We start from the raw sequence: 23,274 nt of genomic DNA, 5'->3' as shown, positions 1-23,274 counted from the left end.
TCGGCACCGAGCGGGGAACCCCGCTCAGGCGCGTTGCGCCGGCTATGCGCCCGCTCCGCGGGCGCAGGCGTGGCAAGCCACGCCTGTCAGTTTCCGCTTCGCTTCAACTGACATGTGGTAGGCCCGCGTTGCGGGCCTGTTCCGGCGGCAAGCCGCCGGTCGAGCCGCTTCGCGCCTCGAGGCAGGTCCGCTTCGCTCCCCTGCTGAAAGGCTCGCTACAAGGAGAGGCGTGCGGAGTCTGTCTTCTTGTCTTCTCGGGCACTTGACGCTCCGTCACATGTTTCTGACGGGCCGTCACTTCTGAGTGTCTCCCATACTGCTGGTGGCGGGATGGGGGTCTTCGGGGTTCAGATGCAGGGGCTGTCATGTGTGAGGCACGCTCGATTGTAGCGTGCGATGGCCTCGCAACTTGAGGTCTTGCATCATAATTTCTCTGTAGAGACTCTACCCTGAGGGCTCACTGCCCCCGTAGATCGAAAGGCGGGATCTCATGCCGAGGAAGCAGCGGCTCCGTCCACATCAGGTCGAGGCAGTTGATGCGGTGGTCCGCGCGCTCGGGTCTTCGGTGAGCGGAGAGCTGCCGGACGCGGCGGTGCGTGCGCAGGTGATTGCGCCTCCGGGAGCTGGCAAGAGCCTGATCGCGGTTTTTGCAGCGCAGGGGCTCCGTGCCGAACGGGTGTTGGTTCTGGTGCCCACGCTCGACCTACTGGGTCAGATGGTGGGCGTATGGCGTGCTGGCGGGCGTGGTGGTCGCTTGTTCGGGGTGTGCTCTGAGCGCGAGAAGGCTGCTGTGGGGGTGCGGTGCACTACGGATGCGGGTGAGTTGGCGGGGTGGCTCGCGGGTGCGGGCCGGGTGACGGTGTTCGCCACGTATGCCGCGGCTGGTCTGGGGGTCCTGGAGCGTGCTCACGCGGCCGGTGCGGGGCGTTGGGATCTGATGGTGGTGGACGAGGCGCACCGGACGGCGGGGGTGTTGGGGAAGCCGTGGGCAGTGGTGCATGACGATCGGCGGCTGCCGACGGTGCGGCGGTTGTACATGACGGCGACTCCGCGGTTGTGGGAGGTACCCGGGCTGGAGGGGGCAGCCCGTGGGTCGGGGCAGCTGGTGGCATCGATGGACGATGAGGAGATCTTCGGGCCGGTGGTGTACCGGCTGACGATGTCGGAGGCGATCGAGCGGGGGCTGATCGCGCAGTACCAGGTGGTCTGCGTGGATATTGCTGATCCGCAGCTGTCGGCGGTGCGGTTGGTGGGTGCGGAGGCGTTCACGGATGAGGTGCGGGGGGTGCGGTTGGCGGCCTTGCAGACGGCGGTTTTGAAGACTGCTGCGGAGCACCGGCTGCGGCGGGTGCTGACGTTTCATCACCGTACGAGTGAGGCGGAGGCTTTCGCGGGCGGGCTGGGGCAGGTGGCCTCGGCGTTGTGGGAGGCCGATGCGGGATCGTTCGCAGAGGCGGGAGCGGTGTGGGCGGACTGGCTGTGTGGGGAGCATCGGGCGGTACACCGGCGGCAGGTGTTGGAGACCTTTTCCGCGGGGGTGGTCGAGGATGCCGTGATGGAGCTGTGCGTGCTGTCGTCGGCGCGTGTGCTCGGCGAGGGGGTCGATACCGCGGAGTGTGATGCGGTGGTGTTCGTGGATGCGCGGGGCTCGACGCCCGATGTGGTGCAGGCGGTGGGCCGGGCGCTGCGGATGCAGCCCGGGGAGGGCAAGGTGGCCTCGCTGGTGGTGCCGGTGTTCCTGGAGCCGGGTGAGGAGCCGGACGAGATGCTGGCCTCGCGGTCGTACACGCATCTGGTGAAGGTGCTGACCGCGCTGCGGGCGCACGATGCCGAGGCCGTCGAGCAGCTCGCCGTCCCCCAGTCCCCCAGCCGGAAGGCTGCCTCGGGCGCGGGCGGGGCAGCGGGTGGGGCGGTCAGCGGGGCGGCGCAGGGGCTGCTGCGGTTCTCCACGGCCCGGGATCCGGTGCAGTTGGCGGCGTTCATCAGGGCGCGTGTACTGCGGCCCGAGGGTGAGTACTGGCGTCGGGGGCTGCAGGCCGCGATGGCTTACGCCGCCGATCAGAGGCACCTGCGGGTCCCCTACGGGTATACCGCCCCCGATGGTTTCGCGCTGGGGGTGTGGATCGCCAAGCAGCGCGTCGCCTACCGCCAGGGCACCCTGGCTGAGGAACGGGTGAGGGAACTGGATGCGGCCGGGATGGTGTGGTCCCATCTCGAGGTGGCCTTCTCCGAGGGCCTGGCCGCCGCGCGCTGCTGGGCGGGGGAACACGGGCACCTCCTCGCCCCCACCGAGGCAACCTGGCAAGGCTACCCCGTGGGGATCTGGCTGCGTGACCAGCGTGCCGCCGCGCGACGAGAACGAGCGGCGCAGAACGGGCCTGGCGGGGGCCGGGCATCGGGGAGGCCCAACAGTGCGCGGCGGTGGCGGGAGCTGGAGATGATCGATCCCGCGTGGTGCCCAGCCTGGGACATCGCCTGGCAGCGGTGCTTCCACCTCGCCCGCACCCACGTCAACGGCGGCGGGGAACTGCCCGCTGTGCCCGGGGAGATCGTCGTCCAGGGCGAGGACCTCGGGCGGTGGGCCAGCGTCCAGCGCACCGTTGCCGTATGGGGCGGCTTGCTGCCCGCGCAGCAGTGGCTGCTCACGCAGGTGCTGCACCTGACGCCAGACCAGGAGCAGCCTCAGGCAGGACCTGCGCCAGGCCGGCAGAGGGCCGTGAGTAGGACGCGGGCGCAGATGTGGGCCGACAACCTCGCCGCCGCCCGCCAATATCGCCAGCGGGAAGGACACCTGAATGTCCCTCGCCAGCACGTGGAAACCGTGGACGGTGACGACCGTGCGCTGGGAGTGTTTATCGCCAACTGCCGGGCACGCAAGCAACGCCTGGCCCCTGACCGGGTGCAGGAGCTAAGTGCCGTCGGATTGAAGTGGGGGTGAGGAATCACGTGTAAAGGCCGCCGACGTACGCGGCCGTCGCACCATCATCACCCTCGATCGCGCCGACTGGGATCTGGAGAGAATGGGGCGCCCCCGGACCAGGGCGCGGTGTGCGGGGGCGGCCCGTGCCCTGTCGTCCTGTCGTCCTGTCGTCCTGTCGTCCTGTCGTCAAGCAAGGCACTACGACCGTAGAGCCCCATCCCAGCAGGCGCCCGGTGCGGTAGGTCGGCTGGGTGAGCGCCGGGGTGTGCAGACGACACCGTCGAACCGGATCGACAACCCCGCCCAGCCCGGGCGGTGCGAGGACCTAAAGGCCGACCGGGCAGGGGCGCGGGACCGCGGCTGGCGCGTTGTCGGGTGCGAGTCGGGTTACCTGCTCTGATGCTTGCTTCGACGGGATCGGGACGGCAGTCGAGAGTCACCGAGCTGATGCAGATCATCCACTCCCGCACTGCTGGTGCCGCCTGCGGCTGTAGTGGGCCGTGGGTGCCCTGACGGCCCAGGGAGTACGAGGCGGTTGTTCTCAGTCGTTACGGTGACGGGCGAGCATGTGGTTCAAAGCCAGGTCGTGGGCGGTGGCGGGGCTGCGGACGTAGGAGCACACCAGGCACGTGCCCGGGCCGTAGCCGACACCGAAATCGTCGAGGCCTCTGACAGTGAGGGTTTCGCGTCCGCAGACGGGGCAGTCCGCAAGGCCCATGCCGTCGATCAGGTGAGCAGGCAGGTGGTCGGCTGCGAGGGCGCTCCGCCGGTCGGCTTCCTCCTCGCCGATCAGTTCCAGGTAGTCCTGTGCCCGTAGTCGCTCGTACCGGTCCTGGATCTCGTTCTTGACCCAGTCGGCTTCCCGTTTCTCCTCACTGACCTGGCGCAGGCATGAGTGGTCATCAAGTTCGAGCAGTGCGACGACATGCCGCTCCTCCAACTCGCCCACACCGCGTGCGTGCCGCACCCGCTGGGTCTGCTCCAGGGCGTCGTTCAGCGTCGCCACGTCCACTGCGATCTCCGGCTCGTCGGCCGCGTCCGGGACAACGCGTATGCCCTCCCTGGCCTCGTCGCATTCTTCAGCGATGATCTTCAGCAGCTGTGATGCCGCCTTCAGCCGGTGGTCGCCGTTCCTGCGTTTCTCGGTCTCCTGCCCTGGCCAGGTGCGGGCGACGATAGCCGCCAGCCCGTTCGTCAACGCCTGATCGAAAATCGCGGCAGCACCAGGGACCTGGAAATCGACATCCAGCACCGTGGCGCACCGGCCGTACTCTTCGGCTCGTTTCTCCTGCACCTCCTCATCCTCACCGATGGGCCACGGCAGCACAGGGGCGGCCCTTGCCGGCGCCAAGGTGGTCGCTGGGCTTGGCCGTGCAGGGCACCCGGGCTGAGCTGGTCGAGAGTCGGGCCGACGTCGGCACCAGCGTTTCCTGGCGTCTCAGCGCAGACAGTGTGCGGCGGCAAGGACGCCGAGAGGGCGGGCCGCAGAGGTGACCGCCGTGTCCGCCGGGGATTGTCAGACCCTCCCGCTACCGTCCCTTTTGTCTCATTTTTCTATCTTTGGAGGTGTGGGGTGAGGGACACCGGCATTGAGCTAAAGCGGTTTCTGGACGAGGCCGAGGGCGGGGCGTACGACCTTCCTCCGATGCAGCGGGCTCTGTGCATCCGGCCCGCCTTCTCCGTGCGGCTGATCGACTCTCTGTACCGGGGCTACCGGGTCGGCTCCCTGCTGATCTGGGAACCGCCGGTGGGCCACCGGCCCGCCGCAGGCCGCTACCAGACGCTGGCCGGGCGGCCACGCTGGTGGATCCTGGACGGCCAGCAGCGCGGCACCTCCTACGTGGGGGCCTTCGGACGGCGCCCGGCCTGGATGCCCGAGGAACGCTGGAGCGACATAGGCGGGCCGGCTCTGGAGGTGGCGGCGCGCTTCACCGCCGCAGGCCGCATCCAGTTCCGTGCCCACCAGCCGGGCCGTGTGCGGCACGTCCGGCTCGCCGATCTGGTCGCCGGCGGTGAGGTGCGCTCCCTGCTGGAGGAGGCGAGCCTGAACCCCACCGATGCCCTGGTGGAGAAGGCGCTGGAGCTGCGGGCCGGGCTGCTGCGCTATGTGCTGCCGGTGGAGTGGCTGGCGGCCGAATGGGCCGACGCGGCGGAGAACTTCATCCGCCGCAACCCCTCGCTCAAGCCCGAGGAGCGCTCCTTGTGCAGCCTGAGCATCGCCTTCGAGGAACTGCAGCGCGAGCACGTCGATGCGCTCGTGCAGAGGGCCCGCACGGCGGGCTTTGCCCACTGCCTCGACCGCCATCAGCTCAGCCTGGTCCTGCAGGACTTCCTGCCGCGCGAGGCCCGCCGGGCCCAGGGACGGTGGGCGCAGCGCGATGCGGTGAGCCGGGCCATGGAGCGGACCGAGCAGTCCGTCACTCAGGTCATCGCCTTTCTTCACCGCCACGGCATCACCAGCGACGCCGTGCTGTGGTCGCCTCCCATGGTGCGGGTGCTGTGCGCCTTGTTCGACCGTTTCCCCCAGGCGGCCGCCTCCCCGTTCACTTGGCAGTGGCTGGCTCATGCCGCCGCATCCCAGTTCTCCCCCGGCGGCCCCCGGCCCGCGCGCCCTGGCCGGGACGTCCAGGCCGTCGTGGCCTGTGCGTCCTTCCAGGAAGCCGCCGCACTGCTGGCCGGGCAGATGGCTCCCGTGCACGCCTCTAGGCTGCAGGCCGAGGAGTTGAGCAGTCCGTGGGCGTCCAAGCGGCAGCTGCTGGGGGCGGCCGGCACGCTGTATGCGATGGCCTGCGCGCGCCGCATCTGCGGTCCGGTGGTCGACCTGGCCGACCCAGCCATGGTCTTTCCCGACCCGCGGATGCGGCCGCGGCTGCTGTGGCCCGATGCAGGCAAAGAGCTCAGCCTGGCGGCCTGGGCGCTGCTGGGCGACGCCAGCGCCGAACGCATCCAGGCCGGCGGTGGGTGGAACCGGACCGTGTTCGAAGATCTGGACGTGCCCCCGGGCATCCTGGCCGCGCACCAGCTGGCGCCCCCGGTCGGCGGGGCGGTGGCCGTGCCGGTGGAGCAGCAGCTGAAGCTGCGGGCGCAGGCCATGACGGATGCCGTCAACGCGTTCCTCGAGGCCATCGGGCCGCTGGCCGTCCCCCGGGGAGAGGAGGTCTGACATGCCCTCCACCCTCCCGCCGGACGGTCCGCAGTGGCGGCAGGCCGGGGTGTATACCAACGAGGACGGGCAGAGCGTCGCCGGGCTGCTGACCGGCTGGCTGCGCGAGGCGGAGCGGGACGGCGGATGCCTGACACTGACCGCCGGATACATCAGTTTCCGCGGGCTGGAGCTGCTGGTGCCCGCCCTGCGGCGGGTGGTCGAGGCTGGCACGCCGGTGCGGCTGTTGATCGGTGCGGAGCCGACCGGGCGGGCCGCACTGATCGAGCCCGCCGGACCGCCGGAGGACCGCAGACGGGTCGCCCAGGCACTGGGGCAGAGCGAGCAGGCACTGCGCGCCGAGCTCAATGGCGTTCCCACCACGGCGGCCAGCGCCTGGCGGCTGTATGAGATCCGGCAATGGCTGCGCCATCCCGGGGCGGAATGCCGGCGCTGGGAGCACCGGTTCCTGCATGCCAAAGCACTGGTGGAGGTCACGGCTTCGGGCCGGTGCCGGGCAGTGGCAGGCTCCTTCAACCTGACCCTGCCGGGGCTGTGCACCAGCGGCGAGCTCGGCCTTGCCGCACACAACGCCCGGCAGAGCCGGGCCGTGGCCCAGGTCGTGGAGCGGTTCTGGCAGCAGGGCGCCTCCTACGACCTGGCTGCGCTGATCGACGAGCGGCTGTGCCCGTATCCAGCCGAGCTGGTGTATCTGCGGATGCTGCTGGCCCGTTTCGGTGACGAGGTCAACGCAGCCCCCTCGCCGCTGTCCTTGAAGACGTTCCAGCGCGACGGGGTCGCCAAGGCGCTGGCGGTGATGGACCGTTACGGCGGTGCGCTGCTGGCCGACGAGGTCGGCCTGGGCAAGACCTACATGGCCGGGGAGGTGATCCGCCGCCTGACCCTGACTGGCGCGGGACCGGTGTTGGTGGTGTGCCCGGCCCACATCAAGCAGTCGGTGTGGCGCAGGCGGCTGGACGAGTGGCAGATGGACGGCGTGCACGTGCTCAGCTACCCGCAGCTGCTGCTGCGGGTACGCCGCCTGATGCGCCGGGGCAACGACAGTGCCTGGCGCCGCTACGGGCTGGTGGTGCTGGACGAGGCGCACGCCCTGCGCAACAGCAACACCTGGCGGTGGGCGCTCATGCAGTTGCTCGCCCGGCAACCCGTGCGGCCGAAGATCCTGATGCTGTCGGCGACCCCGGTACAAAACCGGGGCCGTGACCTCTCCCAACTCCTCAAGATCGTCGCCCCGTTGCGGGACGAATCCGACGACCCGGTGCAACGGCTCCGTCCGTCCTTCGACGAGCTGGAGGAACTGTGCGAGCACGCGGACATGCTCGACGAACGGGACCTGGAGCGGCTGCACACCGAACTGGACCGGCTGATGGTGCGCCGCACCCGGCCCTTCATCGTCCAGGCCTACGCCCGCGAGGCACGCCGGCTCAAATTCCCCACCGTGCGGCAGGTTCCGGTGCGCTACAGCCTGCCGCCGCCGCTGCAAGTCCTGTTCGGTGATGTGCTGGACGCGGTCGGCCACGACAATGCCCTGTCCGAGGACCAGCTCACCGACCTGGAGAAGCTGCGCGGGCCCACGCCGCGGGTGGCCACCCTGCGGCTGGCCGCCTACAAGGCAACCACCTATCTACGTGTTGATCCCGACGAGCCGCGCTGGCTGCCCCTGCTGCTCGGCCTGCTGCGCATGGGTCTGCTCAAACGCATTGAGTCCTCCGTCGCCGCATTCGCCGCAACCGCCTCCCACATGGCCGAACGCACCCGCACCGCCCTCGACGAACTCGACCGGGGGCGGGTGCGCGTCTACGTGCCCGTCCGGCTCAAGAAGGAGATCCGCGAGCTGCTGGACTCCCCCACCCGGCAGGTGGCCCACAACGGTGAAGAGCTGGACTACAACACACTCGTCGACCACTACCTCGGCGGCGAACGCCCTCCGCCCGGCGCGCACACGACGGGACGGGACTTCCGCTACCGGCAGGCCACCGACTTCGATGTGGCGTCCATGCGAGCCGACCTCGAACACGACCTCGAGGTACTGGAACACCTTGCCCGTACCGCTGCCGCAGCCGTCCCTCATGACCCCAAGCCCGACGTCATCACAGGGCTCCTGGCCCGGATCTGCGCCGGGCTGTCGTCCGCGAAGACCGTCCTGTTCGCCAGCTCCCGCGTCACCACAGCGGATCTTGGAAAGCGCCTGGAAACAGCCGCAGCCGCAGGCGGCCCGCTGGACCTCCTCCAGGGCCGCATCGCCAATCTCGGCGACACCGAGATCCCCTCCAAGGCGCACATCGCCACAGTGCTGGGGCAATTCGCACCACTGACCGCCGCCAACCTGACCGGCGAGATCGGTTCCGAGATCCCCGAAGACCTCTACGACCTCCTGCTCACCACCGACATGCTTGCCGAGGGCGTCAACCTCCAGCAGGCCAGCTACGTCATCCACTACGACCTGCCCTGGAACCCGAAAATCCTCGAGCAGCGGCTGGGCCGCATCGACCGCCTCGGCTCCCCGCACACCCACGTGACGTCCTACACCGTGCTGCCGGACGTCGGGCTCGATCTCGTCCTGCGGCTGGTGGATCGGCTCATGGCCAAGACCCGCGTCGCCGCCGCCTGCGTGGGCACCCCCAGCGAACTGCTGCCCGGCGCCCCGGTCGAACCGCGCAACTTCGTCGACCTGATCGACCAAATCGACCATCCGCCATCCCGCCGCGGCCGCCTCCCGCTCGCCGAACACCAGCGGGTCTGGCTCGCCCGCGCCCTGCGCGAACCACGCCTCAAAGACGCCCTCGACCGACTGCCGCTGTGGTGCGGGGCCATCCACCCCGGCCACTTCGACGTCCCCGGCGTCGTCTACTGCTTCACCGTCCTCCAGCCACCCGACCAGCGGCGCATCACCGCCTTCGCTCGCGTCCACGGGCACCCCCGCCACCAGGCCATCACCCTGGACGCCGCCCGCTGCCTGGAGCAGGCCCATCTTGATCTCGAGCAGTGGCTCGACGCCTGCACACAGCACGCCGTGCCTCTCGCACCCCAGCCGCATGTCGCCCCGGCCGAAATCCAGCTGGTCTGGGAACTCCTCGACTACGCCCGCCAGCAGGTGGCCACGGCGCACGGCGTCACCGACGACCCCGCCGGCGAGCGCATCCAGCTAACCGCCTGGATACTCCTGCCTGACCGCAACGCCACCCCGGCTTCCTGACCTCCGGCACAGAATCGTTGACATCCTCCCCCTCCCAAAGGAGGGGGATTCCCGCCAGCCGGCCGGTGGTGACCGGCTTGGGCTTCGGGTGGGTTCCCCGTTCAACGGCCGTGCCTGGCGTGGGATTTCCACTCCAGGGCTGACCGGCCCTCCAGGGGCGTTTAGCCTCTCCGCCTGCCCGGCGGCGAAGATCACACGCGACGCATTGAGGTCACGGTCATGCTCAGTACCGCAGCCGCCGCACCGCCAGGTGCGCACGTGCAGCGGCTTCTTCCCGTCGTCTCGCGGTGTGCCTCCCCCGGCTGAAGCCGTGAGTATCCACTGATCGTCTGGATCCCGGTGCAGGCACGCAGAGCTCGCGGGCGGTCTGACGGGCCGGAGCCTGTCCCCGGGACGCCGCACCCGCGTGCGGGCCTGCCTTGGCTCCCGGCCCGGAGCCAAGAGGGCATGTGACCGAGATGCGTCGGGACGCGATGGTGCACGGCGGAGTCGTACGCGACTGGGGACGTTCAGCGGTACGTCCCGGGCGGACATGACGCGGAGCCGGGATCCGGGCTACCCCGGGCCGCCCGGCTTCGCTTCCGGCCGCCCACGGCAACCCGGCGGTGCCTTCGGATTACGCGCCGAGCGGTGTCGGCATGGCGCCGACCGGCAGGGCCTGAAGGCGGGCGGACAAGGCCCGGGGGCTCTGGTCGAGATAGGTCATGCCGCCGGTCCCGCACAGATACGTGCGAGCGCCGGTCGCGGCCGCTTTATACCAACGTTCGTGTCCACCGCATGTCGAGTGCTTCGAGAGCATCGAGCTGTTCGCGGGACAGACGGTAGGGCCGCCGGCGTTTGTCGGAGAGCCATTCCCCGAGGCGGAAGGAGCTGCCGCGGTCCCAGACGACATGGTCGTAGGGGACGTTGAGGTGCTGATGGGTGCGCCAGTAGGCGTGGGCGTGGCGCAGGCCGTGGGCGAAGGCGCGTTCGCTCTGGCTGCGGGGCGGGCGCAGCAGCAGGGCGAGCGGGTGGTGGAGTGGCAGGGCTCCGAGGAGGTTGTGCTGAGCGGAGCTGAGGCTGGGCAGGACTTGGAGTTGCTTGTCGAGCCACTGCTCCAGCGGTCGGTCGTCGCTGTCCGGGGTGAGGTCGGGAAATGCCAGTTCGCCGCGGCGGGCGGCTGCGAGAGCGCGTGCGTAGATGCGCCGCCAGTGGCCGTGCTTGTCCCAGCCGGCGTCCCACCAGGGGTAGATGTCGGTGAGGGCCCGCTGGTAGCAGTAGGGCAGTTGCCCGCGGCGGGCCTTGGTGCGGCATGTGTTGATCCAGCGGCCGACGTCCATGCCCCGGAAGCGTTCCCCTGGTACGGGCGAGAGGTGGCCGTGCTGGGCGTGGTAGTCGCGGGCGATGTCCAAACGGTGCTCGATGCTGGTGCGGGGGTGTGCCCAGATCATGCCCAGCGCGTCGAGCGCTTCGATGCGTTCGGGCTTGAGGCTGTGGTTCATGCGCAAGGAGCGCTGGTTGCCCAGCCACCAGCCGAGATAGAAGCGGTCGGGGCCGCAGTAGCTGCTGGGCACTTTGAGGTGGCCGTGTTGTTCGCGGTAGCGGCGTGCGCTTTCGAGGCCGAGTTCCCAGATGCAGTTGTGGGGGTCTTCGGCGTACAGGCTGAGCAGGGGGATGAGTTCGTCGGCGCGTTCGGGGCGCGCCACCGGGTGCAGGGGGTCGGTGGGCTTGGGGTGGCGCAGGTAGTGGACGCGGTGGAAGACATGCTCGTCGTAGAGCTTGAGGGCGGACAGGACCTGTTGCAGCAGGTAGAAGCGGGTGCCTTTCGCGGCGTCGGCGAGGTCCTGGCCGGGGGCCTTGTAGACGGGGATGATGATGTGGGCGACTTTGTTCTGGCCGGGCACCGGGCGCAGGGCCCGGCCGACGGCCTGGACGATCTGGTACGTGCTGGTCTTGGCGCTGGTGAACAGGACGGAGTCGATGGCGGGGACGTCGACGCCTTCGGCGAAGATCATGCAGTTGGTCAGGACGGCCCGCAGTGGCTTTTTGTCGCTGGAGGTCAGGGAGGCTTCTTTGAAGGCGCTGACCTGGGTGAGCCTCTCGTAGCGGCTCTGCTCGCAGTTGACGGTGCCGGCCTGGAGCGGGCCCTGCATCCGCTTGGGCATCAGGGCAGCCGTCTCGGGGAGGGTTTCCGCGAAGACCTCGGCGGCCTTGATCCGTGGGGAGAAGACCAGGGCGCGTCGTAGGTCGTAGTCGTGCATGGCGCGCAGCAGGGCGACCTCGGCGGCCGCCATGCGCAGGCCTTCGGAGTCGGCGGCGAGCATCGGGTTGCGGTTGAGGATGGCGCGCAGGTCGGCGTCTTCCACCTCGATGGCGACGATGCGGTAGTCGGCCAGCAGCCCCTGGTCGATGGCGTCGGCCAGGGAGAGGCGGAAGACGACCGGGCCGTAGAGGTTCAGGTCGTCCATCGAGGCGACTTCGATGTCGATCGGGAGGTCCTGGCCCGTGTTGGACTCGAAGTTGCGGGGGGTGGCGGTGACGAAGAGCCGGTGGTGGGCGAAGATCTGCTGGCTGTTCAGCAGCAGCGCCCAGGGTTTGGCGAGGTTGCCGGCGGTGCGGTGGGCCTCGTCGCTGACGAGTACGTCCCAGGGCGGCATGTGGAACAGCCGGTGGGCTTCGGCGATCTTTCCCAGCGAGTGGTAGGTCGCGAAGACGCTGACCGGGCCGTCGGCCTGGGAGATCTCCGCGGCGAGTGCGGCAGGGGTGGTGACGGCGGTCAGGATGCCGCGCAGGGCCGGGTCCTTGGGCAGGTCCGGATCTCCGCTGAGGGCAAGGTAGCGGCCGGGGCGGCCTTCTTTGTGCCACTCGCGGGCGGTCTGCTCGAGCAGTTCCAGCGTGGGCACGACGTTCACGGAGGTGCCCGTGGGCGCCATGTGGTGCACGACGTTGAGGGCGATGAAGGTCTTGCCGCTGCCGCACGGGGAGTCGACGCGGCAGCGGGGCGCACCGAGGAGGAACTCGGTGACGCAGTTGTCGACCGCCTGCTGCTGGAACGGGCGCAGCGGGGTACGCAACCGTGGTAACTCGGCCATAGCCGTGCTCCTTTCGGGTTTTTGAGGCAGTCAGGTCCTCCTCGAGGGTGGAAGGGGGCCTGCCGCCCTGCAGTGCACAGACGCCCGCACTTCACTCGAACGGGTGATGGGGGCTTGCGGCCGTGCGCGGTCGGGACTGGGATGCGGAGGTTGCGTTGTGCGCGTGATCCCGGCCGGGCCGCGCGCGGCCGGCCTGTGGCGCATGCGGTCCTGGTGGGAGGTGCGATGGCAGACAGGACGGGCGTATGGGGACCGCGCCTGCGGCTGCGGGTCCCCGTGCCGCACCTGGCCGGCGAGTCGACCGGCTCGTTCGTCAATCGCCTGGCACATGCCCACGAGTTGGAGCTCGGAGATCTTTTGGACCGGGTGGGCACGGGCCGCCAACCGGTCAATCCTCGTCTGCCGGCCCTGGCGGAGCTGTATGTCAACCGGGCGGCACTGGATCATCTGGCGGTGCTGTCCGGCCGGACACCGCACCGGCTGCAGCTGGCCCTGACCAACCTCCAGGCTCGTTTCCTGCTGCCGGGAGATGATCCGGCGCGCTGGCAGTGGCCGTTCGAGGTCCGTGGGGGGCATGTGGTGCGCTGCTGCGACCTGTGCGCCCTTGCCCGGGGTGTGGGTGAGGCGGCGTGGCTGATGGGGCCGGATCCGTGGCGGGTGTGCCTGCGTCACCGGCGATTCACGGACGACCACCGCGGCCAGGACCCGCACGTGGTGCGGCTGGAGGGACTGCCGGAGGTGGTGCGTGCGCACGCCGACCGGTTGCGGCTGGAGCGCCGCTTCGGGGCGGCGGGAGCGGAGCTGTTCGCCGACGGCTTCCAGATGGTGGCGCGCTGGTGGGAACGTACGCCGGACGTGTGGAGCTGGACGCAGCGGGCCTGGCGGGCGGGACTGGAGGGGCGGGAGCTGCGCACCGGCCCGCTGGTGACCTATCCGGAGGCCGTCCAGCTGGCGCGGGAGATGCTGCGCTACGAGCAGCGCGGCGAGCGCACGCCTGCGGCGCGGGCGGTGTGGGTGCAGGACGTTCAGCAGCTGATGGCTGGCTGGGGGTTGGAGGACGTGGACGGCTGGGGCGAGCTGGCGCAGTGGCTGGATCACCATGCTCAGCCAGCTGCGGCCTCGTTCGCCGACGGTGCCGGTGGTGCCCGTCGGCGCCGTCGGCGGGTGCTGGCCGTGGGGCACAGCCGACTCGCTGAGCCGTCCGGCTCGTTGCGCGAGCGCTCCTGCATGGCCTGAGAACTGGCCTTTGTCAAGGGCGAGTTGACCGGAGGCTGGTTTGTCAAGGGGGTGTCACCCGTTCGAGTGATGCCTGCTTCGGTGCACTGACCGCTGCGGGCGGGAGACGGCCAGGCTGGCGTCACGGCCTGGTTCGGGGCGACGGCTCCGGCGGGCAGACGCGGAGGGAGGCGCCGGGTGCGTGAGGTGAGGGCGTGGCATCTCGACGACGATGGCCGCTTGGTGTGTGTCGCACCCGAGGCGCTGTGGGGGGGGTGGCGCTGGAGGAGCGCCAGCCGCCTACAGATCCGGTCGCCTACCACGGCCGGCAGGGTAAGCTCACCGACTGGTGGTCGGCGACGACCAGCACGCTGGTGGTGTGCGGGTCCAAGCGGCGCACCTATGTGGCCACCGAGCTGGACTTCGATCCCGCCATCCGCCGTTTCGCCGGGGAGCCGGTCGAACTGCACTGGGAGCAGGGCCGCATCCGGCACCGGTGGCGGCCGGACTTCATCGCCCTGACCCGCGACCAGCAGCGGCAGGCCGTGGTGCTCGCCCCGCACCGGATGGGCCCGCAGTGGCGCGAACGCCTGGCCGCCCTGCGCGAGGTCGCCGCTCAGGCCGGCTGGAGCGTGTGCGTGCGCCCGGTCCCGCACGGGGTGCGGCGGGAGAACCTGCTGCTCGTGGCGGACTTCCGGCAGCCTGCCGTCTGCGATCAGGCGCATGAGCGTGCCCTGCTGGCCGCGTTTCGACGACCGCGCCCGCTGAAGGAGGGCGTCCTGGCCAGCGGAGTGCCCGAGTTCCTCGGTCACGACCATGTGTACCAGCTCATCTGGCGCCGTCTTCTGGACATCGACTGGAGCCGGCCGCTGCTGCCCTTCTCCCCGGTCTGGGCGGCAAGGGGGCAGCGATGACGGGCACTGTGTCGGGCTGGTTCGAGACCGACCGGGTCTGCCTGGGGGATCTGGTGCGCTGGCGCGGTGGCGTGTGGGAAGTCAGCGCCTTCCAAGGGCGGCAGATCACCCTGCGGCCGCAGTCGGGCGATGTGGCGCCGGTGGACATGCTGTGGCGGGAGGTGGAAAGCGCCCCGGACTTCGCCGTCCTCGACAACGACGGGCAGGACGTGGCCCGCGCATGCCTGCCCGCGCTGGGCGAGCTGCTGGAGGCCGCCACCCCGGCAGAGCGCGAGAAGGCCCTGTGGTGGCACGAGCACATGAAAGAACTCCACACCGGACTGCGGCCCGGCTCCACCACGGCCCGCCCCGGCTACGACCCGGACACCACCACCTTCAAACAGCGCTGCCAGACCAAGTCGGCCGAACTCGCCGCCGTCGGCATAAAGTTCAGCTGGCGGGCGCTGGATGACCGGCGCCGCGCCTGGAAGGGGGCCGACGAGAATCCGCTGGTGCTGCTGTACGACGGCCGCAAGACCCGCACCCCCGACCCGGGCGGCCGCACCGACAAGCGGGTCATCGCGCTGATGCACGAGGTCACCGCCCGCCACGCCCGCGAGTCGGGCGGCCGGGTCAACCGCGTGTACGAGGACGTCGAGACCCTCGTCCGTCAGCGTTACCGCTGGGAGTTGCAGGATCCTCGGGAGGCGGAGCGGCTGCTGCTGCCCCGCTCGACGTTCTACACCCGGATGCAGGAGCTCGGGCTGACCGAGCAGCTCAAGAAGACCACGCGTCGGCGCTCACGCGAGGCCAGCAAGCCGCGGCGCCCGTACACGCCGTCGGTGGCGCTGCGGCCGGGCCAGCTGGTACAGATCGACACCTCTCCGCTGAAGATCAAGGTGATCGGGGACGACGGCCGCGCCGTCTCGGCCGAGCTGACCGCCGCGATCGATGTCGCCTCCCGCTCCTGCACGGCCCTCATGATCGTTCCCGTGGTGACCGGGGAGGGAAAGCCGGGGCAGCGCATCGGGGGCCGCGCCACCAAGGCGTTCGATCTGGTGCTGCTGCTGGCGCAGTGCTTCGCCCCGCTGACCATGCGGCCCGGCTGGGACCCGCTGACCGCGGCCCGCAATTCGGCCCTGCCCTACGGCCAGCTGTGTGCGGCCGACGCCCGCTTCGCCGAGGCCGTCGCGGCCCGCCCGGTCATCCACCCGCGGACCATCGTCATCGACCAGGGCAGCCCCTATCTGAGCGATCACTTCAAGATGGTGTGCAGCTTCCTGGGCATCAGCATCGAATACGCCCGCAAGGACACGCCCACCGACAAGCCGCTGGCCGAGGCCTTCTTCCACGGCTTCGCCGACACCTTTAGCCAGTTCGTGAAGGGCTGGACGGGCCGCAGCTTCGAGCAGCGCGGCTACGGCGTCGAACGCCAGCGCCTGTTCAGCATCAACCAGGTACAGGCCGCGGCCGAGGAATGGGTGGCGCTCGACTACCAGCAGCAGCCGCACGAGGGGCTGCGCAGCCCCCTGTATCCGGGGATGGTGCTGTCCCCGAACCAGATGTACGACCGGCTGGTGGCGAGCGACGGCTACCGGCCCCGGCAGCTGACGGCCGAGGACAACCGCAAGCTGCTGGTGCCGGCCTGGGTGACGGTCACCGACAAGGGCGTCCAGATCGACAACCGCACCTACCGCTCCCTCGATGGGCGGCTGCGGGATCTGGAGGGCCTCGACTCCGGACTCGCGCACAAGAACGGCCGGTGGGAGGCCCGTTACAACCCCTACTATCCCGGCGTCGCCTGGCTGTATGACCAACGGCTGAGCGGCAGGTGGATCCCGGTGGAGTTCCTCTACCGGCACATGCTGGCCGACCTGCCGTGGACGCACTATCACTGGCAGGACGCCGCCGAGGAATGGGCGCTGGGCGGCGGCAGCCGCGAGGATGAGGTGGCCATCACCCTGGCCGTGAAGGAGCGCCACCGCCGCACCCGCCGCGGGCCGATGGCCCGGCAGGCGGCCGAGCCCCGCCTGCCGTTCCGCGGAGTGATCCGCCCCGAGACCGGCGACGCGTCCGACTCCGCGGCGCCGGCCACGCCGCTGGACCCCGACATCGTTCCCGCCGCCCCCTCGCTGCCCGTGCCAGCCCGGGATGTCGGCAACGGCCGCTACACCCTGCCCACCTGGGCCCCGGCCGGCTCCGAGGACGACCCGCCGGCCGGCACCGCTGCGCCCGCATGAACCCGCCTCTCGCTTCACCCGCCGAGGAGAGCCGTATGAAGACCACCGCGCCCGCCGCATCCGATGCCCGGGCCGAGATGGCCCACCTGGTGCGCACCACGCCGCCCCTGCCCGCATGGATCTTCTCCTGGGAAGGCTGGGACCGGTATGTGCGCACCGAGTTCAATCCACCCGACCTGCTGGACTGCGCTCCCGCGGACGTGGAAGTCGACGTGGACGACCCGCGGGTGGACTACCACCGCCATCTGCTGATGATCGAGACCGCGTTCTTGGAAGACTGTCTGCTGCGGGCCCGAGGAACCTTCGGTGTCAACGGCAACCGGTACGAGGGCCTGCTGGACATGGTGATCGACGGCCCGGCCGGCACCGGCAAGACATACCTGCTGCGGCTCATCGGCCGGGAGCTGCAGCGCAGGGTCGAAAAACACTTCAGCGACCGGATCCCGGTCGTGCACATCACCGTCCCGCACGACCCGGAGAACAAACTCAACTGGATATGGGAGATCGCTTCCTTCCTTGCTCTGACACCCGAGCCCAAGAGCGAGGCGGAAGCCCGTCAGCCGCGCCGCATCCCCGACCTGTCCCTGCCCGTGCACACCGTCATGGAACGCAAGCAGACCCGCCTGCTGCTGGTCGACGACATCCAGCGGGTCTCCCCCGCCCAACTTGGCCCGATCCTGCACTACTTCGACTACCTGCGCACCCGGCTGGGCATCACCACCATCTTCTGCGGCACCGGCGCGACCGACATCGTCCATGCCGCCCGCAAAGGCTGCGACCGCCGCGACGAAGCGCTGTGGACCGCCCACCAGCGGCTGCAGCCGGGGGCCACTCCATCCGACCTGAAGGCGGCAGTGGCCAAGGAACACAAGGTGCGCAGCCTGCTGCCGGTCACCTGGGTAGACCCGCTGCCCTGGAGCGATGACAACCAGGAGCCCCTCCTGGCCGTGCTCAAGGGCTACGAAAAGAACCTGCGCATGCGCAAGCTGAGCAAGGACGTTCTCACCCGGCACGCCCAGTACCTGCACGACCGCACCGGCGGCTACTTCCTCTACCTGTCCCAGCTCATCTGCGGCGCCGCCGTCGCCGCAATCCTCGATGGCACCGAGGACATCACCCGCGAGCACCTTCAGGCCATCCGCATCGGCCGGGAAGAGATCCTGCCCAGCCGCTGACCACGCCCGCGAGCACCGGGCGGCACAGGTTACAACCGCCCCCCGCGCCCGCACCGTTTCCGCCAGCATCCCTCTCCAGGATCGAGCCCACTATGAGCGTGGAGCTGACCGGCATCCAGGACGTGCATGCCCTGTGGCTGCAGACACTGGACTTCCTCCGCTACAACCCGCCCCAGACGTGGGCGGACATGCTGCAGCAGGAGGGAGTGACGTTCTTGATGCCGCCCGCCGTGGCGGCACTTGAGCGGGTGGAGGATCAGGCGGCCGCCCTGGCCAATGCGGAAAGGCGTCGGCTACGCAAAGCGGACTTGTTCTACATCACCCGGGAAGCCGCCGCGAGCGTCGCGGGGATAGACGTCCCGTGCATCGCCCAGATCGCCAGCATTGTGCCCTCGCCATCCGGACTGATGGTGTGGGAAGAGCCGCCGGTGCACATCGAGAGGGGTGTTGTGCTGCGGGCCGTGTCCTGGGGGCCCGCCTATGACGGTGGCACCTGGTGGTCCTGGTGGACGGATACGGCAGCCTGTGTGCGCGCCGGCATCACCGAGCCGAGCATGCTGATGATCCACGGAGGGCTGACCTTCCACGAGGAGGTCCACACCGAGCCCGACTTCTGGCCGGTGCAGGCCGATGACCCCGCGCTCCCGGAGCACCTGCAGTTCCGTGCCCTGCTGTTCACGTGGATGGCGATCTCCTGCGGTCTTCTGGTGTACCGCGAGTCTGTGGGCCCCAGCCAGGACATCTGCGGGCATCTGCGCCGCACGGGTATGGAGTCCCGGGCGGTGCACCGTGTGATCCCGGCCAGCAGCGGCGACCGGCCGGAGCTGGCGCAGATCCTGCGCCGCCAGCTTCAGCTGGACGGAACGTCCATGGAGGAACGGCCCTACCCAGGCTACCTGCCGGCGCAGTTGGCGCCGTGGCACGTCTATGTGCCGGGTCTCGGGCACCGCCTGATCGTGGAGATCCCCTCTCTTGAGCCCGGGCAGACCGCGGTTCCCACGCTCGGCGCCAGCCGGAGGGTCGGCAACCTCGCATTCGCGCCGGTCAGGACGGTACTGCGCCAGGGCTGGCAGTTCCACAACGGCTATGTGCAGTCCCTGCTGCGCTACGAGCCGGAGTTCGGACTGCTGACGGAGCCCGGTGATGAGGAGTTCTGAACGCTTGCGCACCCCACGGCACCCGTGACCGCTGTCTTGGGCAGCTACCGGGCCGGGCCTTCCCCCACAGACCAGCCCCGGCCTGCGGGAAGCGAGGGTGGTCGTGCCGACGGGCATCACCAGGCACGGCGCTGTTGCGGATCGGCTTCGAAGACGACTACCTGCAGCGCCTGGTGATGTACATGGCGTTCCTCTTGGACGCCCGGTTCGCAGCTCACGTGCAGCTGGGCCCGGCCTCACGGCAGCTGGCCTTCCTGTGGCGCGGGCCATCATCTGCGCTGACCGCTTTGGGTTACGACGAGTTCTGAACGCTGCGCCAGACAATGCCCACTATTATCCGATGATCGCTATTCCTCAGAGTGACATGCCGGGGACGGGGGCGGGCAGTGTACGTGGCCGAGGTGCTGGTGGAGCGGTTCCGGTCGTGCGAGCGGGTACAGATTCCGCTGCGGCCGGAAGTGACGGTGTTGGTCGGGGAGAACAACGCGGGCAAGTCGTCCGTGATCGACGCGCTCCGGCTGCTCACGGACCCCCTGGACGGGCGGCGCGTGCGGTATTTCGAGGAGTCCGATGTCCTCACCACCGCGGCCGCGCAGGGCGGCCCCAGCCTGCAACTGGACGTGGCCGGCATCGGCCCGCAGGAAAGCGGCGCGTATCTCGAGGCGCTGCTGCCCCAGGGGACTCCTGACAGCCGTACCGCCCGGTGGCAGGTGTCCTGGACGCCGCCGCAAACGGGCGGGCGGCGTGGAAGCACCGTCTGGGCGCAGGGCGCGGGCCTTCCGGTCACGGGGGACCCTCCGGCGCGGGGCGGTGTGCGGCATGTCTATCTGCCAGCGCTGCGCGATGCCGAGCGGGAGCTGGCCTCGGCGGGCGGGGATCGGGTGCGGATGATCCTTCGCGGGCTGCTGGGCGATGACGAGCAGGCCGATGCCTTCGTGGAACGGATCGGCACCGAGCTGAAGAAGGTGGCAGCGGACCCGGACGTGGTCAAGGTCAGCGAGAAGATCAACCAGCCGCTGCGGGATCTGACGGTCGGCGCGCATCCCCAGGCGAGTGAACTGGCCCTGGCCGAGCCGACGTTCGCGTCGATCGCCCGGTCGCTGCGCATGCTGCTGGGTGATGTCTCCGCCGCGCCATTCCCGTTGTCGGCCTCGGGGCTGGGTTACGCCAACACCCTGTTCATCGCCACGGTGATGGCCGAGCTGGACGCGGCGGCAGAGGCGGATCTGACCGTGCTGCTGGTCGAGGAGCCCGAGGCGCACCTGCATCCGCAGCTGCAGACCCTGCTGCTGCGTTACCTGCAGCGGCGGGCGCGCGCCTCGCGCCGGCAGCCGTCGGGAGATCCGGCTGAGCCGGCCGGGCATCTGCAGGTGGTGGTCACCACCCACTCCCCCATCCTGTCGGCCGCTGCGAGCGTTCAGGACCTGGTGGTCATGGCGCGCTGCCCGGGTGAGCTGTCGGACAGCTGGCGGGCGCGGCCTTTGCCCATTCCCCGGCTGCAGTTGAGCCCGGACCGGGTGCGGCATCTGGACCGCTATCTCGATGCCACCAAGAGTGCTCTGCTGTTCGCGTCGCGGGCGATCCTCGTGGAGGGCATTTCCGAGCTTCTGCTGCTGCCGGCTCTGGCCGAGCGGGTCCTCGCCGCAGACGAGGACGCCGATGCGCCGGCGAAGCGGGAGGCGTTCGAGGCGGTGGAACGGTTCTTCGGCACCACCCGGGTGATCGTGGACGGTGTCGGGTTCGAGGTCTATCTGCGGGTGCTGCTGGCACCCGTTGACGGCATCTGTCTGGGCCGGCGGGTTGCCTTGATCACCGACACGGACGTGGCACCCGATCAGCCGGAACCACCCCGGCTGCAGTCGCTGCGGAAGCTGCCGCGCGGCTGGCATTCTCCTGGCGAGCTGCACCTGGCCGCGGCGCCGAGGACGCTGGAGCCGGCCCTGTGGTCGCAGAACAACATCACCGCCTTGCGGGCGGCGTTCCTGCGCTGCGCGCCGCACTCGCAGGACCGCTGGAAGCAGGTCGTTGAGGCGACGGATCCCGCCCTGGCGTTCGGGGAGCTGTTCGTCCCGAAGGCCAGCCGGACCGTCACCGGCACGGACGGAGAAATCCTGAAGGGCACCGAGATCTCCAAGGGCCGGTTCGCGCAGGAACTCGCCGACATACTGGCCGACCGGGTGGTGCCGTTCACGGTGCCCGAGTACCTGGCGGGTGCCATCCGTTTCATCACCGCCCAGGACACGAGCACGCTCGCAGTGGGCGCGCCATGACGACGCCTCAGCAGGATCCGGTACGGGCCGACGCCGAGAAGCAGCAGCAGGCCGCCATGGTCGTGGCTGCGCCTGCGTATGTGGCTGCCTGCCCGGGCGCGGGCAAGACGCATGTGATCACCAACCGGCATCTGCAGTCGCCCCGGCGGCGGCTGCGGAAGGGGCGGGCACTGATCTCGTTCACACGGGTGGCGCGGGACCAGATGGCCCGGCGCTGCCGCTCGGCGGGCCGCGCCGATCTGGTCCAGGCGCCGCACTTCATCGGCACGCTCGACTCGTTCCTGTGGGAGTTCCTGGTCAAGCCGCGGCGGGCGGCCCAGCCGGCGCCCCGTCTGCTGGAATCCTGGGCGAGCATCAAGGCCCCAGTGGAGGGCGCGGACCGGGAGATCAACCTGCACCGCTTCCCCATGACGGTAGATCCCTCCTACAGCGAGGCGCGCGAGGCTGTTGCCTGGGACAAGCTCGACTACGACACCCGCCAGCTCATCAAGGACACCTCCTACAGCCGCGCGCAGTGGGAGAAGAAGATCTTCGAGACCCGCAAGGCGTGGTGTGACGAAGGCTATTTGACCGGGCACGAGGCGCGGGTCCTGGCCCTGTGGAACCTGCGCCACGCCAAGACCGCCACCGCTCTGCTGCCCCCGCTGCTCTCCCGGTTCGCGGAAGTCGTCGTCGATGAGGCACAGGACTGCTCCGCCGCCGACCTGGCGATCCTTCAGCTGCTGCACGACGCAGGCCTGCCGCTGGTTCTCGTCGGCGACCCGGACCAGGCCATCTACGCCTGGCGCGGCGCCGAACCCCAGGCTCTCCAGTCCTTCGCCGCTCAGCTCTCCCCCGCCCCGCACCGCCTGACCGGCAACTGGCGCAGCTCCCCCGTCATCTGCCGGCTCGCGTCCACCCTGCGCACGGGGCAACGTCCGCCGGACACCTCCGTGGTGCGCGACGACGACATCCCCGTCCTCGTGCTGCCCACCCGATTCGCCGACTCCGGCAGCCGGCACCTGCACGCCCCAACCGGTGCCGGCATCGTCGACGCCTTCCGCACGCTGGCCGAGGAGTACGCCGTCCCGGCCAAGGACTGCCTGGCGACCGCCTACAAGTACGCCACCCTTCCGGGCATCACCCGGGAAAAGCCCAACACCAAAGCAATCACCAGCCTGGGCTGGGCCCGCACCGTCACCCACACCCCGGGCGCCAGCGGCGATGACCTCGCCCGGGCCTGCGCGGTCGCCGTGCGCGTCCTGTTCGGGTACTGGTACCCGGGCGAGACCGGCGGCCCCGACCGCATCATGGCCGGCCACCGTCTCTCGGCCGGACAGGTCAACCGCACGGCGTTCGCCTTCCTGCACAGCCTGCCTGCGCCCCACCGGGAATGGGGGCCGCAGGTCTGGCAGGCCATGAAGGCCTGGCCCGCTCTTCCCGGGGCTGCTCCGCAAGGCGGCAAGGGCCGCCCCGCCGGAAAACCCACCGTGTCGCGCCTCCGGGTGGCCACCGGTATCCGCACCAACATCGTCCACCAGCTCAAGGGCGACGAAGCAGACGGCGTCCTGCTGTTGCTGCCCGATGCCGGAAGCGTCCAGCGCTGGGCCACCGCAGACCCGGCCACCGACGAGGTCCTGCGTGTCTGGTACGTCGCCGTCACCCGCGCACGCCGCCTGGCCGCCATCGCCGTACCCGAGGACGAGACCGACGCGCTGGCCCAACTGCTGGCCAAGGACCAGGTACCGGCCCGCGTCGCATGAGATCTCCTTCATGCTGCCTGACCCGGTACGGAGACAGGCAGCGTGGGGAGAAACCCGGAAGGCAGCGCAGTGAGCATCGCCGGCCTGCAGCGCCGGCATGACGACATCGGCGGCGGATGAAGTCTATCTACTTGTGCGCTTTTGAGATCAATAGGCCGTAGCCGTGCCGGACTCGGCGAGGACCGGGCTAGGGTCAACTTCGGCCTGGTCACGATGGTTTGGGCCGGTGACG

General features: G+C 69.9%; 14 protein-coding genes. 11 read left to right on the top strand and 3 right to left on the bottom strand.

The features are described from left to right. Positions 1 to 490 precede the first annotated feature (490 nt). Positions 491 to 2,938, top strand: coding sequence for a Helicase associated domain protein (locus tag AB0C46_RS37315; RefSeq protein WP_362833558.1), 2,448 nt, complete (start codon positions 491 to 493; stop codon positions 2,936 to 2,938). Positions 2,939 to 3,461: 523 nt separating this feature from the next. Here AB0C46_RS37315 and AB0C46_RS37310 read toward each other — a convergent pair. After that, positions 3,462 to 4,247: a hypothetical protein gene (locus tag AB0C46_RS37310; RefSeq protein ID WP_362833557.1), complete on the bottom strand. Its 786-nt coding sequence runs from the start codon at positions 4,245 to 4,247 to the stop codon at positions 3,462 to 3,464. Positions 4,248 to 4,370: 123 nt separating this feature from the next. Here AB0C46_RS37310 and AB0C46_RS37305 point away from each other — a divergent pair, with 123 nt between their 5' ends. Both AB0C46_RS37305 and AB0C46_RS37300 read left to right on the top strand, forming a co-directional pair. Next, complete coding sequence (locus AB0C46_RS37305) at positions 4,371 to 6,083, top strand: DUF262 domain-containing protein (protein WP_362833556.1); 1,713 nt, start codon at positions 4,371 to 4,373, stop codon at positions 6,081 to 6,083. A gap of 1 nt (position 6,084) precedes the next feature. Next, the gene (locus AB0C46_RS37300) at positions 6,085 to 9,279 is read left to right on the top strand and encodes an SNF2-related protein (protein WP_362833555.1); all 3,195 of its coding nucleotides are present in this window, start codon (positions 6,085 to 6,087) and stop codon (positions 9,277 to 9,279) included. Here the strand turns inward: AB0C46_RS37300 and AB0C46_RS37295 are convergent. Beyond that, positions 9,229 to 9,813, bottom strand: coding sequence for a zinc ribbon domain-containing protein (locus tag AB0C46_RS37295; protein ID WP_362833554.1), 585 nt, complete (start codon positions 9,811 to 9,813; stop codon positions 9,229 to 9,231). The genes AB0C46_RS37300 and AB0C46_RS37295 overlap by 51 nt on opposite strands. A gap of 218 nt (positions 9,814 to 10,031) precedes the next feature. Continuing rightward, positions 10,032 to 12,350: a Helicase associated domain protein gene (locus AB0C46_RS37290; protein ID WP_362833553.1), complete on the bottom strand. Its 2,319-nt coding sequence runs from the start codon at positions 12,348 to 12,350 to the stop codon at positions 10,032 to 10,034. 225 nt (positions 12,351 to 12,575) lie between these two features. Here AB0C46_RS37290 and AB0C46_RS37285 point away from each other — a divergent pair, with 225 nt between their 5' ends. From AB0C46_RS37285 to AB0C46_RS37250, 8 genes are all read left to right on the top strand, one after another. Beyond that, positions 12,576 to 13,586 carry a TniQ family protein gene (locus tag AB0C46_RS37285; protein ID WP_362833552.1) on the top strand — a complete coding sequence of 337 codons (1,011 nt, stop codon included), beginning with the start codon at positions 12,576 to 12,578 and terminating at the stop codon, positions 13,584 to 13,586. 254 nt (positions 13,587 to 13,840) lie between these two features. After that, a complete protein-coding gene (locus AB0C46_RS37280; RefSeq protein WP_362833551.1) occupies positions 13,841 to 14,479 on the top strand; it encodes a TnsA-like heteromeric transposase endonuclease subunit in 639 nt (212 codons plus the stop codon). Then, complete coding sequence (locus AB0C46_RS37275; protein WP_362833550.1) at positions 14,476 to 16,698, top strand: transposase; 2,223 nt, start codon at positions 14,476 to 14,478, stop codon at positions 16,696 to 16,698. The genes AB0C46_RS37280 and AB0C46_RS37275 overlap by 4 nt, the downstream gene beginning before the upstream one ends. A 35-nt stretch (positions 16,699 to 16,733) precedes the next feature. Next, positions 16,734 to 17,873, top strand: a complete 1,140-nt coding sequence (locus AB0C46_RS37270) for an ATP-binding protein (RefSeq protein WP_362833549.1) — start codon at positions 16,734 to 16,736, stop codon at positions 17,871 to 17,873. A 92-nt stretch (positions 17,874 to 17,965) separates the two neighbouring features. Continuing rightward, entirely contained in the window at positions 17,966 to 19,030 is a 1,065-nt protein-coding gene (locus tag AB0C46_RS37265; RefSeq protein ID WP_362833548.1) for a hypothetical protein, read from the top strand. A gap of 134 nt (positions 19,031 to 19,164) precedes the next feature. After that, positions 19,165 to 19,338, top strand: a complete 174-nt coding sequence (locus AB0C46_RS37260) for a hypothetical protein (protein WP_362833547.1) — start codon at positions 19,165 to 19,167, stop codon at positions 19,336 to 19,338. A 78-nt stretch (positions 19,339 to 19,416) separates the two neighbouring features. Continuing rightward, a complete protein-coding gene (locus tag AB0C46_RS37255; protein ID WP_362833546.1) occupies positions 19,417 to 21,300 on the top strand; it encodes an AAA family ATPase in 1,884 nt (627 codons plus the stop codon). Next, complete coding sequence (locus AB0C46_RS37250; RefSeq protein WP_362833545.1) at positions 21,297 to 23,042, top strand: UvrD-helicase domain-containing protein; 1,746 nt, start codon at positions 21,297 to 21,299, stop codon at positions 23,040 to 23,042. The genes AB0C46_RS37255 and AB0C46_RS37250 overlap by 4 nt, the downstream gene beginning before the upstream one ends. The last annotated feature ends 232 nt before the right edge of the window (positions 23,043 to 23,274 follow it).

The organism is Streptomyces sp. NPDC048637 (assembly GCF_040650675.1).
Lineage (GTDB): Bacteria > Actinomycetota > Actinomycetes > Streptomycetales > Streptomycetaceae > Streptomyces.
Note: the sequence above shows the minus strand (reverse complement) of the source record. Positions and strands in the feature narration are given on the sequence as shown.